The 15,381-nt window shown below is 64.0% G+C and carries 10 protein-coding genes; 1 reads left to right on the plus strand and 9 read right to left on the minus strand.

Features of this window, described 5'->3' with window-relative positions; genetic code table 11:
- Positions 1–113: 113 nt before the first annotated feature.
- From ABQM86_RS07505 to ABQM86_RS07515, 3 genes are read right to left on the minus strand one after another with little or no spacing between them, the layout of a single operon-like run.
- Positions 114–1,676 (minus strand): FAD-dependent oxidoreductase, encoded by a 1,563-nt coding sequence (locus ABQM86_RS07505; RefSeq protein ID WP_369746302.1) that lies wholly within the window; start codon positions 1,674–1,676, stop codon positions 114–116.
- Positions 1,673–3,880 carry a molybdopterin oxidoreductase family protein gene (locus ABQM86_RS07510; protein ID WP_369746303.1) on the minus strand — a complete coding sequence of 736 codons (2,208 nt, stop codon included), beginning with the start codon at positions 3,878–3,880 and terminating at the stop codon, positions 1,673–1,675. Before ABQM86_RS07510 ends, ABQM86_RS07505 begins: the two co-directional genes overlap by 4 nt.
- Positions 3,881–5,293 (minus strand): MFS transporter, encoded by a 1,413-nt coding sequence (locus tag ABQM86_RS07515; protein WP_337339587.1) that lies wholly within the window; start codon positions 5,291–5,293, stop codon positions 3,881–3,883.
- Positions 5,294–5,585: 292 nt separating this feature from the next.
- On the opposite strand from ABQM86_RS07515, the gene ABQM86_RS07520 reads away from it, so the two are divergent.
- Entirely contained in the window at positions 5,586–6,995 is a 1,410-nt protein-coding gene (locus tag ABQM86_RS07520; protein ID WP_207596883.1) for an MFS transporter, read from the plus strand.
- Between the two features lie 68 nt (positions 6,996–7,063).
- On the opposite strand, the gene ABQM86_RS07525 is transcribed toward ABQM86_RS07520, so the two are convergent.
- The 6 genes from ABQM86_RS07525 to ABQM86_RS07550 all read right to left on the minus strand — a co-directional run bounded on the left by ABQM86_RS07525 (position 7,064) and on the right by ABQM86_RS07550 (position 15,230).
- On the minus strand, positions 7,064–8,935 hold the full coding sequence (locus ABQM86_RS07525) for a biotin carboxylase N-terminal domain-containing protein (protein ID WP_242703562.1): 1,872 nt from the start codon (positions 8,933–8,935) through the stop codon (positions 7,064–7,066).
- 60 nt (positions 8,936–8,995) lie between these two features.
- Positions 8,996–9,655, minus strand: coding sequence for a nucleoside triphosphate pyrophosphatase (locus tag ABQM86_RS07530; RefSeq protein ID WP_207596885.1), 660 nt, complete (start codon positions 9,653–9,655; stop codon positions 8,996–8,998).
- A gap of 152 nt (positions 9,656–9,807) precedes the next feature.
- Positions 9,808–12,333 (minus strand): MMPL family transporter, encoded by a 2,526-nt coding sequence (locus tag ABQM86_RS07535; RefSeq protein WP_369746304.1) that lies wholly within the window; start codon positions 12,331–12,333, stop codon positions 9,808–9,810.
- Between the two features lies 1 nt (position 12,334).
- Positions 12,335–13,057 carry a TetR family transcriptional regulator gene (locus tag ABQM86_RS07540; RefSeq protein ID WP_369746305.1) on the minus strand — a complete coding sequence of 241 codons (723 nt, stop codon included), beginning with the start codon at positions 13,055–13,057 and terminating at the stop codon, positions 12,335–12,337.
- 143 nt (positions 13,058–13,200) lie between these two features.
- Positions 13,201–13,704 (minus strand): YbjQ family protein, encoded by a 504-nt coding sequence (locus tag ABQM86_RS07545; RefSeq protein WP_089594256.1) that lies wholly within the window; start codon positions 13,702–13,704, stop codon positions 13,201–13,203.
- 92 nt (positions 13,705–13,796) lie between these two features.
- Entirely contained in the window at positions 13,797–15,230 is a 1,434-nt protein-coding gene (locus ABQM86_RS07550) for a dicarboxylate/amino acid:cation symporter (protein ID WP_369746306.1), read from the minus strand.
- Positions 15,231–15,381: the final 151 nt, after the last annotated feature.

Raw genomic sequence — 15,381 nt, forward strand, 5'->3', positions numbered from 1 at the left:
GCTCTGGTAATGCGAGAACGCTGGAATGCTGCGGGATCGCCGATCCGGACCAGGCGATTTCGCAGCGTTCCAGCGGGATCGCAACCGGCTCCAGCTGCGGTGCTTCCGCGGTCTCAGGCGGCAGCCGCTTGGAAGTGTTTTTCGATGATCCCCTTGATGTCCCCATGGCAGCCCCCGCAGCCCGTTCCGGCGCGGGTGGCCTTGGAGACCTCGCCAACTGTGCTGCAGCCCTCCAGGACGGAGCCTGAGATGGTGGAGGCGCTCACTCCTGCGCAACGGCACACGGTCCGCTGGGGATCGTTGCTGGTGGCGCCGGTGTCCAGTTGGTCGGGACCATCGAGCCGGAGCAGGAGGGAGCGGTCGGCGGGCAGCTCCGAGGAGCGCTCGAAGAGCACCACCAGCTCAGCAGCCGTCCGGGGCATGCCCACCGCAACGAGGCCTTCCAGCACCCCGCCGCGGGTGGTCATCTTCACGTAGCGGCCGTGTTCGGGATCGGCCCACTGGGAGATCTGCCGGCGGGCACGCCCTGAAGCAGCACCGGCTTCCAGCAATTCTTCATCCCAGGGATCAGCCACGTTGTCTCCCGCCACGGCAAGGTTGATGCTCCGTGACTTCAAGACCACCACTCCGGGCTTTTCCTTGGGGAGCGGCTCGAGGGCATCCGCGGCGGCCTGGCCGTCCCGGGCAAGGACCACGAGGTATTCGGCCAACCACTCGGCCTGCCGCCACCCCGGGCCCACCAGGCCGGACGGGCCGGTGGCTGTGCGGCATTCAACGCATGAACCGTCCGGGCAGCGCACTTCAGCACAGTCGCCGATCGCGAACATGTGGGGCTCGTGATAGGTCCGGAGGTGGTGGTCCACCAGGATACCGGCGCCGGTAGGAAGTCCACAGCCCTCGGCCAGTTCGATCCGGGGACGGACACCGCACGACAAGACCAGCAGGTCGCCGTCGATCGCTGAGCCGTCATCCAGCAGCAGCGCTGAGAAGCTGCCGTCAGGGCCGGACGTTTCGATGCCGGTGGAACGGGCATTGCCGGCCATCCGGACGCCACCCGCCCGCAGGCTGTTGGTAAGGACGGAGCCACTGCCGCGGTCAATACTACGGCCCAGGGGGAAGGGTCCGTTGTGGACCACCGTGGTTTGGGCGCCCTCTTCAGAGGCCGCCAGCGCGGTTTCCAAACCCAGAACCCCGCCGCCCAGGACCACCACGCGTTTGCCATCGGCAACCGCGGCGCGAAGCACGGCAGCATCCTGCAGATCGCGCAAAGCTGTGACTCCGGCCGGAAGGACGGGCTTGGCCGGATCGGGGTTGAGCCCGGTGAGGTTGGGAATGACCGGACGCGAGCCAGTGGCAAATACCAGGCGGTCGTAGTGTTCAGAGGTGCCATCGGAGAGGACTACCTGCTGGCGGGCGCGGTCGATCCTTTTGACCTTGGTGCCCAGGCGGACGTCAACGCCGTCGGACTCCAACTCGGACGCATCGGCCATCGCCAACGCCCCGGCCGTGGTGCGCCCCACGCCGAGCTCAGCAACCATGACCCTGTTGTACGCAGCCTCTGTCTCTTGACCCACCACCAGCAGTTGTACCAGCCCCGTGCGGACGGCGGGGAGCAGTTCGTCAATAAGCCGTGCTGCCACTGGTCCGAATCCAACTACAACAATGCGCTCGCTCATGATGCCTCCTTGACGTCCAGTGGCAGCCGCGTCCCGGCAGGAACTGCGTACGAGTCCAATTCCTGGGTGGAGACTGCCCGCCGGACCCATACCCGGCTGGTCTTGAATTCCGGCATGCCGGAGATGGGATCTGTGGCCGCTTCGGTGAGGCGGTTGGCGTTTTCCTGGCCGGGGAAGTGGAACGGCAGGAAGACAGTGTCGGGTCGGACGGTGGCGCTGAGTTCAGCGCGGCAAAGTACTTCGCCGCGCTCATTCGTGACGGTGGCGTAGTCGCCGTCGGCGATGCCGCGGGCAGCTGCTGTGCCTGGGTGGATGAGGAGCCGGGCCTGAGGCTGCGATGCCAGCAGCTCGCTCACCCGGCGGGTCTGGGCGCCGGACTGATAGTGCTCAAGGAGACGGCCCGTAGCGAGCGCCAGGGAGTTGTCCGCAAACGAACGTACAGCCCGCTTGGAGGGGATCACCGGAACCATGACAGCCCGGCCGTCGGCGTGGGCAAATCCGTCGGCGAAAAGCCGCGGAGTCCCGGTGCTTCCCACAGGATAGGGCCAGTAGGCAGCTTCGCCCCGGTCCAGCATGGCGTAGTCGATGCCCGAGTAATCGGCCAAACCACCTGCGGATGCCAGTCGCAGCTCTTCAAAGACGGTCTCGGGATCGTCGCTGAACGTTGAAGGGGCCTCAAGAAGTTCAGCCAGTCGCGCCATGAGCCACAACTCGCTGCGAACACCCGGGGGAGGAGTCAGTGCCCGGCGACGTCGGATCACGCGGCCTTCGAGGTTGGTCAGCGTGCCCTCTTCCTCGGCCCACTGCGTCACAGGAAGAACCAAATCCGCTTCAGCAGCTGTCTCTGACATGAAGAAGTCGCAGACCACCAGGAAGTCCAGGCTTCGAAGTCCTCGGATCACTGCGTTCGTGTCCGGCGCCGAGACCACTACGTTGGCACCATGCACGAAAAGGCACCTGACGCCGTCGGGCTGTCCAAGAGACTTAAGAAGTTCGACGGCGGGCAAGCCGGGACCGGGGATGAGCGACTCGTCGACGCCCCACACGCCGGCCACGTGGGCGCGCGCAGCGGGATCGGTGATCTTGCGGTAGCCCGGGAGCTGGTCGGCCTTCTGTCCGTGTTCGCGGCCACCCTGGCCGTTGCCCTGGCCGGTGAGCGTGCCGTATCCGCTGCGCGCAGAGCCGGGCAGGCCAAGGAGCAGGCTGAGGTTAATGGCCGCCGTGGCGGTATCTGTGCCGTCCACGTGCTGTTCCACACCGCGTCCGCTGAGAATGTAGCTGCCGCCGTCACGGGCTCCTTGCGCCAAACGGCGGGCGGTTTCACGGATCAGGGTGGCTGGGACGCCGGTGATGGACTGGACGCGTTCCGGCCAGAACGCCGAAAGGCTCCGCACCACGGCCGCGTAGCCGCTGGTGTTGGCCTCGATGTACGCCGCGTCGGCCAGGCCTTCGTGAACCACCACGTGGCTGATGCCCAAGATGAGAGCCAAATCGGTACCTGGCGTCGGCTGCAAGTGGAGGCCGCCGCCGTCGGACGTGAACGCTGCTGTAGCCGAACGGCGCGGGTCCACCACAATCAGGCCACCGGCATCGCGGGCGCCTTGCAGGTGCTGGACGAACGGAGGCATGGTTTCGGCAACGTTGGAACCGAGCATGAGGATCACGGACGCGGTGTCGAGGTCCGTGACAGGGAAGGGCAGTCCGCGGTCCACACCGAAGGCGCGGTTGCCTGCCGCAGCAGCGGAGGACATGCAGAACCGACCGTTGTAATCGATCCGTGAGGTACGCAGCGCCAGCCGGGCGAACTTGCCCAGCAGGTAGGCCTTCTCGTTGGTGAGGCCGCCGCCGCCGAAGACTCCTACGGCGTCATTCCCATACCGCTGCTGGGTGTCCTTCACAGCTGCGGTGATGAGCATGAGGGCCTGGTCCCAGGAGATCGGCTGGTGGATGCCGTCCGATCCTTTGAGCATGGGTTCGGTGACGCGCCCGTTGTGACGCAACAACGACGCCGATGTCCAGCCTTTGCGGCACAGCCCGCCCCGGTTGGTGGGGAAGTCGCGCCCGGATACTTCCAGGGGAGCGGCCGGGGCTGCCTCCGGTGTGTCCGCTGCCGCTGCTCCCGGCACTGCCGAAGCAGCCGGGGTCAGCGTCATGGCGCACTGGAGCGCGCAGTAGGGGCAGTGGGTATCGGCGCCGTTGGGCATCTAGATGTGTCCGATCGTGTTGCGCTTCTGGGCAGGGCGGATATAGAAGACCCAGCAGACGATGAGCATCAGGACATAGGCTCCAACGAATCCGTAGAACGCCGGGGTGTAGGAGCCGCTGGCCGAGTTGGAGGCATTCAGCACCTGGGGGATCACGAAGCCACCGTAGGCGCCGATCGCGGAGATCAGGCCCAGCGAGGACGAGGCGAGCCGCGCCGTGGTGGTGCTCGGGGCTCCTGCGCGGGCGGCCCGGCTGGACGTTGCGAAGATGACAGGGATCATGCGGTACGTGGCACCGTTTCCGAACCCGCTGGCCAGGAAGAGCAGCAGGAACAAGGTGAGGAAGAGCCAGAAGTTCTTCAGCGGCAGCGTCCAGATCATGGTCAAGGTGATCACAGCCATGGAGGCGAACGAGGCAATGGTCATCCGGGCGCCACCCATGCGGTCAGCCATGCGGCCACCGTAGGGACGGGCCAGGGAGCCAACCAGCGGGCCCAGGAAGGCAAGTGAGAGTGCCACAGCACCGACATGGATGGAGGAGAAGTCCGGGAAGTAGTCCTTGATCAGCTTGGGGAAGACGCCCGCGAAGCCGATGAAGGAACCGAACGTTCCGATATACAGGAACGCCATGATCCACAGGTGCGGCTCCTTGAGGGCGGCCAGTGAACCGGCCACGTCACCCTTGGCGCTGGTGAGGTTGTTCATGTACTTGTAAGCGCCGAAGGCGGCGATGATGATCAGCGGAATCCAAATGATGCCTGCCATCGGCAGGTTGACGGTTCCGGCGGCCAGGAGAGTGATGGCGATCGGGACAACAAGCTGGGCGACGGCGGCACCCAGGTTTCCGCCGGCGGCGTTCAGTCCCAGGGCCCAACCCTTTTCACGGGCGGGGTAGAAGAAGGTGATGTTGGCCATCGAGCTGGCGAAGTTGCCGCCGCCAAAGCCGGCAAGCCCGGCCATGAGGAGCATGACGCCGAAGGGCGTTTCCGGGTTGGAGACGCAGATAGCGAGGCCTGTGGTGGGAATCAGCAGGAGCAGCGCCGAGACGATGGTCCAGTTCCGGCCACCAAACTTGGGAACCATGAAGGTGTAGGGAATACGAAGCGTGGCGCCTACCAGGCTGGGGATGGAGATGAGCCAGAAGATCTGGTTGGTGTCAAAGGCAAACCCGGCTGCGGGGAGCTGGACCACCACGATGGACCAGAGCTGCCAGACGACGAAACCGAGGAATTCGGCGAAGATGGACCAGTAGAGATTGCGCTTGGCGATGGACCGGCCTTCGGCTTCCCACTGGCCCTTGTCCTCGGCATCCCAGTTGGCAATCCAGCGGCCGGGGCGGTGTTCAAGAGCGGGGGCTGCGGTGGCAGTGGACTGGGCGGGAGCCAGTGCATCTGCGGTGCGGTCAACAGTCACGGAGTGCCTCCTTGGTGGGGGACGTTGTTATTCCAAGGTAGGTTTTGCGCATTTCGTGGACGGGCGCCGTTTGTAAACGTGCTGTGACATTTCCCTATCGGCGGGGTCACCGGCGCGTGAGGCGCTGGTGAGGTAGTGTGGCGCGGACCACAGAGTGGGATTTTCCTGTATGTCCGCATGTTGGACTTAGTTGTCCAGTCAATGGACGGCGGGAACTATTATTGAACTCTCGAATATTCCTTGCCGGGAGCCTCTCGGGGCTTCGGCCGGCGTGAAAGAAAGCTGCAAATACATGTCTTCCACCGCACCATCCAAGGAAGGCGAGTCCACTAAGCCAGTGAACTCGCGGGGCAAGGTGATCTTCGCGAGCCTGATCGGCACGACGATCGAGTTCTACGACTTCTACGCCTATGCCACCGCGTCGGTACTCGTCTTCCCGAAACTCTTCTTCCCGGACGCCACAGACATCAACGCGTTGCTCAGTGCGTTCGCCATTTTTGGCGTTGCCTTCTTCGCGCGGCCTGTCGGTGCCGTGGTCTTCGGCCACTTTGGTGACAAGATCGGCCGCAAGGGCACCCTGGTGGCGTCGTTGCTGACCATGGGTATTGCCACGTTCCTCATTGGTCTTCTGCCCACGGCCTCCATGCCGGGTTGGGCCATCCTTGCCCCGATCATGCTGGTCATCCTGCGGTTCTTCCAAGGCCTGGCTTTGGGCGGCGAATGGTCCGGCGCGGCTTTGCTGGCCACGGAGAACGCTCCCGAGGGAAAGCGTGCCATCTACGGAACGTTCCCGCAGCTGGGTGCTCCCATCGGATTCATCATCGCCAACGTCATTTTCATCTGGATGAACGTATCCTTGAGCGCCGAAGAATTCCTGGCCTGGGGCTGGAGGGTTCCGTTCCTCCTCAGCGCCGTCCTGGTGATCGTGGGCCTCTATGTTCGTTTGAAGCTGGTGGAAAGCGCGTCCTTCACCAAGGTCATCGAACAGGACAAGGTGCAGAAGCTGCCCCTCGCAGCCACCCTCAAGAGCCACTGGCGTCCGGTGGTGGCCGGTACGTTCATCATGTTTGCCACCTACGTGCTCTTCTACATCATGACCACGTTCACGTTGTCCTACGGCACCAAGCCCACCCTGGCCGGTGCACAGGCGGCCGCTGAAAAAGCCGGCAAGCCCATGACGGCCGACCAGATTGCCGCTTTCGTTCCCGGCCTGGGAATCACCCGGTCCGACTTCCTCTGGATGCTGATCATCGGCGTCGTCTTCTTCGGCATCTTCACCGTGGTCTCCGGGCCGCTCGCTGAGAAGTGGGGCCGGCGAAAGTTCCTGCTGGGCGTCACCGCCGGTATCTTCGTGTTCGGTGCCCTCTGGTTCACCATGTTCGGTCCCGGCCAGGCAGCGGCCATGGTTGGCCTCATTGTGGGCTTCACACTCATGGGCCTGACCTTCGGGCCCATGGCGGCCATCCTTCCTGAGTTGTTCCCGGCCAACGTCCGGTACACCGGATCAGCCGTGGCCTACAACCTGTCCTCCATGATTGGTGCCGCTCCGGCCTCGTTCGTAGCCATTGCGCTCTGGTCTGCAGCGAACGGCAGCACCTGGCTGGTGGGCGTCTACATGGCCGCCGCCGCAGTGGTGACCTTCATCGCGCTCTGGCTGACGCGCGAGACCAAGGACATGGACTACGAGAACAACGTGTCCTAAGCAGCCCAATAACGACGGCGGCTCCGCACCATTGGTGCGGAGCCGCCGTCGTTAAGGGGTACTTGGCGTTAGTCCTCGATGGTGGCGATAACTGCGCCGGCGGCAACAGTCTCGCCGGCCGTGGCAGCGAGGCCACGTACGGTACCGGCCTTGTGGGCGGTGAGGGGCTGTTCCATCTTCATGGCTTCGAGAACCACGATCAGGTCGCCTTCAGCCACCACGTCGCCTTCAGCAGCTGCCACCTTGACGATGGTGCCCTGCATCGGTGAGGTCAGGGCGTTGCCACCGGCTGCAGCAGCCGCAGCGCCAGCTGAACGGGAGCGCTTCTTGGACTTGCCGGACTTGGTGCCCGGGCCGCTGGAAACTGCTGCGACACCGCCACCCAGGCCGGAGGGAAGGACCACCTCAAGGCGCTTGCCGCCCACCTCGACGACGACGCGCTGGCGCTCACCGGCGTCGGCAGTGTCTGTGCCGGCAGTGCTGGCAGACCACGCCGGGATGCTGTTGACGAACTCGGTTTCGATCCAGCGTGTGTGGACCTTGAACGGGCCCTCCGCCGGGGCGAAAGCGGGATCGGTGACCACTGCGAGGTCGAAGGGGATGACGGTGGGGATGCCCTCAACCACCATTTCCTCCAACGCCCGGCGTGAACGCTGGAGCGCTTGTTCGCGGGTGGCGCCGGTGATGATCAGCTTGGAGAGCATGGAGTCGAAGTTGCCGCTGATGACGTCGCCCTGCTCCACGCCGGAATCGATCCGGACGCCGGGGCCGGTGGGGTTCTTCAGGGTGGTGATGGTGCCGGGGGCAGGCATGAAGTTGCGGCCCGGGTCCTCGCCGGTGATGCGGAACTCGAAGGAGTGGCCGCGGACCTCAGGGTCCTCATAGCCGAGGGCTTCGCCGCGGGCAATGCGGAACTGCTCGCGGACCAGGTCGATTCCCGTGACTTCCTCGGACACGCAGTGCTCCACCTGGAGGCGGGTGTTGACCTCGAGGAAGGAAATGGTGCCGTCCTGGCCCACCAGGAATTCACACGTTCCGGCGCCAAGGTAGTTGGCTTCCTTGAGGATGGCCTTGGAGGATTCGTAGAGTCGCTTGTTCTGCTCTTCGGTCAAGTACGGAGCGGGGGCTTCCTCGACGAGCTTCTGGTTACGGCGCTGCAGTGAGCAGTCGCGGGTGGAGACCACCACGACGTTGCCGAAAGCATCGGCCAGGCATTGGGTCTCGACGTGCCGCGGAGCATCGAGGAAGCGCTCGATGAAGCACTCGCCGCGGCCGAAAGCTGCAATGGCCTCCCGGACGGCCGATTCGTAGAGCTCGGGAATCTCGTCCATGGTGCGGGCGACCTTGATGCCGCGTCCGCCGCCGCCGAAGGCAGCTTTGATGGCGACCGGGAGGCCGAACTCTTCGGCAAACTTCAGGATTTCGTCGGCCGATTCCACCGGGTCAGCTGTGCCCGGGACCAGCGGAGCGCCCACCTTTTCGGCGATGTGGCGGGCCTGGACTTTGTCGCCGAGGGCCGAAATGGCCTCGGGGGAGGGTCCGATCCAGGTGATGCCGGCGTCGATGACTTTGGCAGCGAAATCGGCGTTCTCCGCCAGGAACCCGTATCCGGGATGGATCGCGTCCGCGCCGGACTGCTTGGCGACGTCGATGATCTTGTCCATTACCAAGTACGACTCAGCAGCCGTGTTGCCGCCCAAAGCATAGGCTTCGTCGGCCAGTCGGACATGGAGTGCGTCACGGTCAGGGTCGGCGTAGACCGCTACGGAGGCAATGCCTTCGTCCCGGGCGGCTCGAATGATGCGGACCGCGATTTCGCCGCGGTTGGCAATCAAGACCTTGGTAAGAGGGCTGGAAATGGGCTGCGCCGGGTTAGCTGACAAGTTGTTGACTCCTTCTGTCCTTGAGGAGCCTAGCGCGATTGTGAGGGTTCCGCCCATATTGATGGGGGATTCCGTGTGTGAGGCGATGTTCCTTTGTAGGGTTACTACAAATGTGTTCTACTGCTCATCGTTGTCCCACAGCTCGGTGATTCCCACGTTCGCGTGGACCAGCAAGTCCCTCAGCGTGGAGATGGAAAGCCCGACGACGGCGTGCGGGTCGCCGTTGACCTTGCGGATGAAGGCCCCACCCAGGCCGTCTATGGTGAAGGACCCGGCGCAGTGAAGGGGCTCTCCGGTGGCGATGTAGGCGTCGATTTCCCGTGGGCTCATCTGGGCAAAGTGGACCTCGGCGCTGGATACTCCGCCGACGGTAGCGCCGGTGCCTTCCGGGGCCTCATCGTCCTCGGCGTCAGCGGCAGTGTCCCGGCAGTCCACCAGCCAGTGACCGGTGTGCAGCACACCTTGCGAGCCACTCATACGCAACATCCGTTCCCGCGCGACCTCCGCGGTGTACGGCTTGCCATGGGACTCGCCGTCGAATTCGAATACTGAATCGCAACCGATGACCAGCGCACCTTCGGCTTCGGGGAGGGCGGCAACTGCCTCGGCCTTGGCCCGTGCCAGCAGGAGCGCGGTGTCGTGCGCGTCAGTCACTCCGTACTTAGCCTGAACAGCGTCCTCGTCAACGTCCGACACCAGGACGTCGTGCTGGATCCCGGCTTCCGTGAGCAGCTTGGTGCGGGCGGGGGACTGGGAGGCGAGAATCAATCGGGTCACGCCACCCAGCCTAATACGAACCCTCTCTCACCTCCCGCGTGCTTCCCGCCGACCCTCTCGCACATCCCACGTGCTTAAACCGAACGCTCACTCACTTGCCTCCAGCAAGTGAGTGAGCGTTCGTGAATATCGACTGCTATGTGAGAGACCGTTTAGTGGACGAGTTCTCCGGCGTCGGCCTTCCTGCGGTCGCTGCGCTCCAGCTTGGCGCCTTCAACATCGACGTCCGGAAGAACACGTTCCAGCCACTTGGGCAGCCACCAGGCCTTCTCGCCCAGAAGATACATCACAGCGGGAACGATGGTCATGCGGACGACGAAGGCATCAATCAGCACACCGAAGGCCATGGCGAAGCCCAGCGGCCGGACCATCGTGAGGTGGCTGAAGATGAAGCCGGAGAACACACTGACCATGATGATCGCGGCGGCAGTGACCACGGCGGCGGCATGGCTGAAACCGGAGCGGACCGCGTGTTTGGCGGACTCGCCGTGCATAAACGACTCCCGCATACCCGACGTGATAAACACCTGGTAGTCCATGGCGAGTCCGAACAGCACCCCGATCAGGATGATGGGCAGGAAGCTCAGGACGGCGCCCGGGTTGGCGACGTCGAAGATCCCTCCGAGCCAGCCCCACTGGTAGACGGCAACTACGGCACCGAAGGCAGCGGCCAGCGAGAGCAGGAATCCGCCCGTGGCCAGCAACGGCACAACGATCGAGCGGAACACCAGGAGCAGCAAGAGCAAGGACAGCCCGACGACGATTGCCAAGTACGGCGGCAACGCGGCTCCGAGCTTGTTGGAAACGTCAATGTTGCCCGCGGTTTGTCCGGTCAGGCCGATTTTCACGTCAAGGTCGTTGCTGATCACTGCACCCTTGGCGCGGAGATCGGACACCACCTGCACGGTGCCCGCACTGGCCGGGCCTTCCTTGGGAATGACTTGGAATACTGCGGTACGGCGGTCTTCGCTCAGCGCGATCGGTACAGCCGCGATGACGTTTCCTACACTGCGAAGTTCGTCCGCGACATCGAACTGCTTGTTCTTGGCGTCGTTTTCGCTGAGGCCTTCAGGGAATTCGCCGACGACGACGATCGGGCCGGTGACGCCTTCGCCGAAGCTGCTGCGGGTGAGGTCATAGGCCTTGAAGGCCTGCGAATCGACCGGCTCGGAGCCGCCGTCGGGAAGTGCCAACCGAAGCTGGGAAGCCGGCAACGCAACGGCTCCGAGAAGGACGACGCTGAGGACTAATGCAACCCACGGGTGACGCGTCACCATGCCGCCCCAGCCCCCGCTGCTTCGCTTCTCTTCGAGTTCGCGATCGGCAGCTTCGTGGCCGGGCTCGGCGTTGTGCTTGGCAGCCTTGGCCCAAGCACGCTTGGAGATGAGTCGGCGGCCGATCAGGGCCAGCACGGCGGGCGTCAGGGTCAAGGCGACGACGACGGCGACAGCAACGGTCGCTGCGGCCGCAACACCCATCACAGCGAGGAAGGGCAGCCCCGGGACCACGAGTGCTGCCAAGGCGATGATGACGGTGAGCCCGGCAAACAACACAGCGTTACCTGAAGTACCCGTAGCCAAGGCAGCGGATTCCTCCGCGTCCATGCCGGCCAGAAGCTGGGTGCGATGACGGTTGACGATAAACAGGGAGTAGTCAATACCAACCGCGAGTCCGAGCATCAGTGCAAGCATCGGGGAGATGGAGCTCATGTCGATGACGCTGGTCAGTGCGAACGTTCCGCCGACACCTACAGCTACGCCGATCAGGGCCATCAGGAGAGGAAGCCCGGCCGCGATGAGTGTTCCGAGCATCAGGATCAGGACCATGGCCGCGACTGCGACGCCCACGATTTCAGCAATACCGAAGATCTCCGAGACATCTTCGGTGATTTCCTTGCTGGCGTAGGCCGTGACGCCGGCGGAAGAAACTCCGTGGACGATCTCCTGGACTTCCTCGCGGACGGCGGGGTCAACAGCGTTAATGGAGGTCTTGAACTGGACCTGCGCTACTGCGGCTTTGTTGTCGCTGGACACAAAACGGAGGCCTTCGGAGGCTTCGAGCTGTCGCTTGCCCAGAGCCAATGTGGCGGCGCCGTCGGCAGCTTCCTTGGCTCCGGCGTCGAGCTTTTCCTTGTTGGCAGCAAGTTCTGCGCGCTGCGGCGCCAACTGGGCTTCAATCTGGGCGGGTGTGAGGCCAGAGGCAGCGAGTTGCTGCTCCACCCCGGCGAGTTGCGCCTCGCCGGCCTCCAGCTGCGCGCGGGAAGTATCAAGCTGTGCCTTGCCCTCGGCGGCCTTGGCTTCACCGGCCGCGATCTCGCCGGCGGACTTGTCCAACTGCTCCTGTGTGGTGAACGGGTTCACCGTTCCCCGCACGTCAGGCATGGCCTCGAGTTTGGTCAACGCAGCGGCTACTGCGTCCTTTTTGGCTTGGTCGAATCCGCCGTTCCCGGCGTCGAAGACCACGCTGGCGGAGCCTCCCGAAGAATCAGGGAGCGCTTCCTTGAGTTTGTCGGCCATCTGCTGGGTTTCGGTGCCCGGGATGGTGAAGTTGTTGGACATGGTGCCGTGGAAGGCTGCGGCCGAGCCGCCCACCGCCACCATGACGGCCAGCCAGATGGAGATGACCAGCCAGCGGCGCCGATACGAAAACTTGCCGAGACGGTAGAGGAACGAGGCCATGTCAGAACCGATCTGTGGTGGTTGGAACGGAGGGGGAGGCTGCTGGGGCTGTCGAGGGCGGGTCCGACGGCGGCGCGAAGCCGGCGCCCAGGAGGCCCATCGCATCGATGAGGTGCTGGCGAAGTACCGCGAGGGATTCCGCCGAGAGATCAGGGCCGCGATCGGCGAACCAGACGGTCATTGCGGCCTTGCCGCAGGAGATCACTGAGCCCGCCAAGGCATGGAGGTAGAGCTCACTGATGCCGACGCCGAGTCTGCTGCGGGCGGCTTCAATGATCTGCTCGGTGCAGTGCTCCCAGGCTTCAAGCTCGGAGCGGGCCAGTTGCCGGTTGTCGTGGGTCAGGCTGAAGAGTTCGGCCATGGGTGCCACGGACATGGGATCGGCCAGCGCCATGAGGGCTGCCTGGGCGGATTCGAGAATTGACTCGTCCGCCGGGCGTAGCCGGAACTGCTCCAAGGCGTGGTCCATGAAGCCGTCGGCAACGGATGCCAAGGCGGCTTCGAGGCTGGGGAAGTAGTTGAAGAAGGTTCGTCGTGAGACGCCGGCGCTGGCTGCGATGTCTTCGACGGTGAAATTGCCGGACCCTTTGCTACGCAAAAGGCCCAAGGCTGCGGAAGCGATGGAGCTGCGGGTGGCCGCCTTGTTGAGTTCGCGCCTGGAGGGGACGCTGGGCTCGGAAGGAGACGATTCCGCAGCGGCTTCCTGGCTACTGGTTTGAGTCACATACTTACACTAAGTGCAAGTTTGCACTCTGCGCAATATGAGCGTGCCCGTGCCCCTGATACTCAAAGTCCCGCCCTCGTTCGCTCAGCTCGCCGCTGGGCGGCGAGGGGACGAAGGAGGGCGGGACCTTTGGGCTGATCCGACTAGAACTGGTGAGGCTGGGCCGGGGGAGTCGGCGGGGTAAATTGCTGCTGCTGGGCGGGCTGCTGGGGCTGGGTGAACTGCTGCTGCTGGGCTGGCTGCTGCGGCTGTGTCGGCTGAGCGGGCTGTTGTGTGGCCGTCTTGGTCAGATAGACCGACTGTCCCGTAGCTCCGGGTTCGCCTTCACCCAACGGCAGGACGTACACCGCGGTGCCGTACGCGCAGACTTCGGTCCAGTTGGTGCCCATTTCAGAGGTGTCGAACCGCATGGCGACGATGGCATTGGCGCCACGTTGCTGCGCTTCGTTGACCATGCGTGCCATAACTTCCTGGCGGCTTTCATAGAGTGCCTTGGTCATTTCGGGCAGTTCGCCGCCGCCGAGGGAGCGGAAGCCGGCCAGCATTTGCGAGCCGATGTCCCGTGAGCGGACGGTGAGACCCATGACTTCGCCGAAGACGGCGTCGATCCGGTGGCCCGGGATTTCATTGGAAGTGACGATCAACATGGTCCGAGCCTATCCAGAGTTGACCCCTTTAACGGGGAAATCCCCCGGGGAGAACTCCCCGGGGGATTTGCGCCGTTTCAAAGGGACTGAAATTAGGCCTTCGAGTCGGCCAATTCGCGATGGTCCGCTTCGGCTGCTGCCTTGTCGGCGGCGTACTCGTCGGCAAAGGCGGCACCGTTGCGGGGTGCGTTGTAAAGCGATTCATCCAGGATGCCCTGGCGCTTGGCCACGATGGCCGGGACCAGTGCCTGGCCCGCCACGTTGACGGCGGTCCGGCCCATGTCCAGGATGGGGTCGATGGCCAGCAGGAGGCCGACGCCGGCCAGCGGCAGTCCCAGCGTGGACAGCGTCAGCGTGAGCATGACGACGGCGCCGGTGGTACCGGCGGTAGCGGCCGAACCAAGGACGGAGACCAGAACGATCAGCAGGTACTGGCTGAAGTCAAGGTTGATGCCGAAGAACTGTGCCACGAAGATGGCTGCGATCGCCGGGTAGATTGCTGCGCAGCCGTCCATCTTGGTGGTGGCGCCGAGGGGCACGGCGAAGGATGCGTAGCCGGAGGGGACGCCCAGGTTCCGCTCAGTGACGCGCTGCGTGAGCGGCAGCGTACCGATGGAGGAGCGGGAAACGAACGCCAGCTGCACGGCCGGCCACACGCCGGAGAAGTACTGCTTGATGGAGAGGCCGTGGACTCGGACCAGGATCGGGTAGAGGACGAACAGCACCAGTGCCAGCCCGATGTAGATGGCGGCGGTGAACTTGCCCAAAGAGCCGATGGTGTCCCAGCCGTAGATGGCCACAGCGTTGCCGATCAGGCCGATGGTGCCCAGCGGAGCGAGGCGGATGATCCACCACAGGACCTTCTGGATGACGGCCAGCGCTGAAGCGTTGAACGTCAGGAAGGCCTCAGCCTGCTTGCCAACCTTGAGAGCGGCAACGCCGACTGCGATAGCGATGACCAAAATCTGCAGCACGTTGAAGTTGACCGCGGTGCTGACGGTCGTGGCAGCGTTGGCGCTTTCGGTCACGGTAGAGCTGGCGCCGAGGCCCAGGAAATTCTTCGGGAAGAGGCCGATCAGGAACGCCCACCAATCACCGGTCTTGCCGGTGTACTTGGCTTCCTCGGTAATGCCCGTAGCTGCACCCGGCTGCAGGAGAACGCCCAGGCCGATGCCGATCAGTACTGAAACCAGCGAGGTGATGGCGAACCACAGCAGCGTGTTCCAGGCGAGGCGCGCAGCGTTGGAGACCTGGCGCAGGTTCGCGATGGAGCTCACCACTGCGGTGAAAATCAAAGGAACGACGGCGGTCTGCAGCAACGAGACGTAGCTGGAGCCAATTGTCTGGAGAGTAGCCCCCAGGGCATTGGGGGCGGTCTTGGTGCTGCCCGTGTACTTGGCGATGAGGCCAAGGATGAGGCCCACAATGAGGGCTGCGATGATCTGGACGCCGAAGGAACCGGCCCACTTGGGGAGCCGGAAGCCGCTCTTGCCAGCTGCTGGGGAAGTGTTGGTTGAGGTGCTCACCGGAACACGTTAGGTGCAGTGCCAATAACATAGCGAACGGACGTTGAGAAATGTTACGTGCGCAAAAGTTATTCCCGCGGTTTTGTGACGTTGATCTCAGTCGAGGGCGTTCGGGCCGGATTGCAAGGCCGTGGATCCCGTCTTTGCGGTC

This window comes from Paenarthrobacter sp. AMU7, assembly GCF_041200195.1.
GTDB lineage: Bacteria > Actinomycetota > Actinomycetes > Actinomycetales > Micrococcaceae > Arthrobacter.

Excerpts from the sequence above, each read along its gene's own strand:
- ABQM86_RS07535 (WP_369746304.1), bottom strand. The coding sequence starts at position 12,333 with ATGGCCTCGTTCCTCTACCGTCTCGGCAAGTTTTCGTATCGGCGCCGC.
- ABQM86_RS07520 (WP_207596883.1), top strand. The coding sequence starts at position 5,586 with ATGTCTTCCACCGCACCATCCAAGGAAGGCGAGTCCACTAAGCCAGTG.
- ABQM86_RS07545 (WP_089594256.1), bottom strand. The coding sequence starts at position 13,704 with ATGTTGATCGTCACTTCCAATGAAATCCCGGGCCACCGGATCGACGCC.
- ABQM86_RS07510 (WP_369746303.1), bottom strand. The coding sequence starts at position 3,880 with ATGCCCAACGGCGCCGATACCCACTGCCCCTACTGCGCGCTCCAGTGC.
- ABQM86_RS07525 (WP_242703562.1), bottom strand. The coding sequence starts at position 8,935 with ATGGGCGGAACCCTCACAATCGCGCTAGGCTCCTCAAGGACAGAAGGA.
- ABQM86_RS07505 (WP_369746302.1), bottom strand. The coding sequence starts at position 1,676 with ATGAGCGAGCGCATTGTTGTAGTTGGATTCGGACCAGTGGCAGCACGG.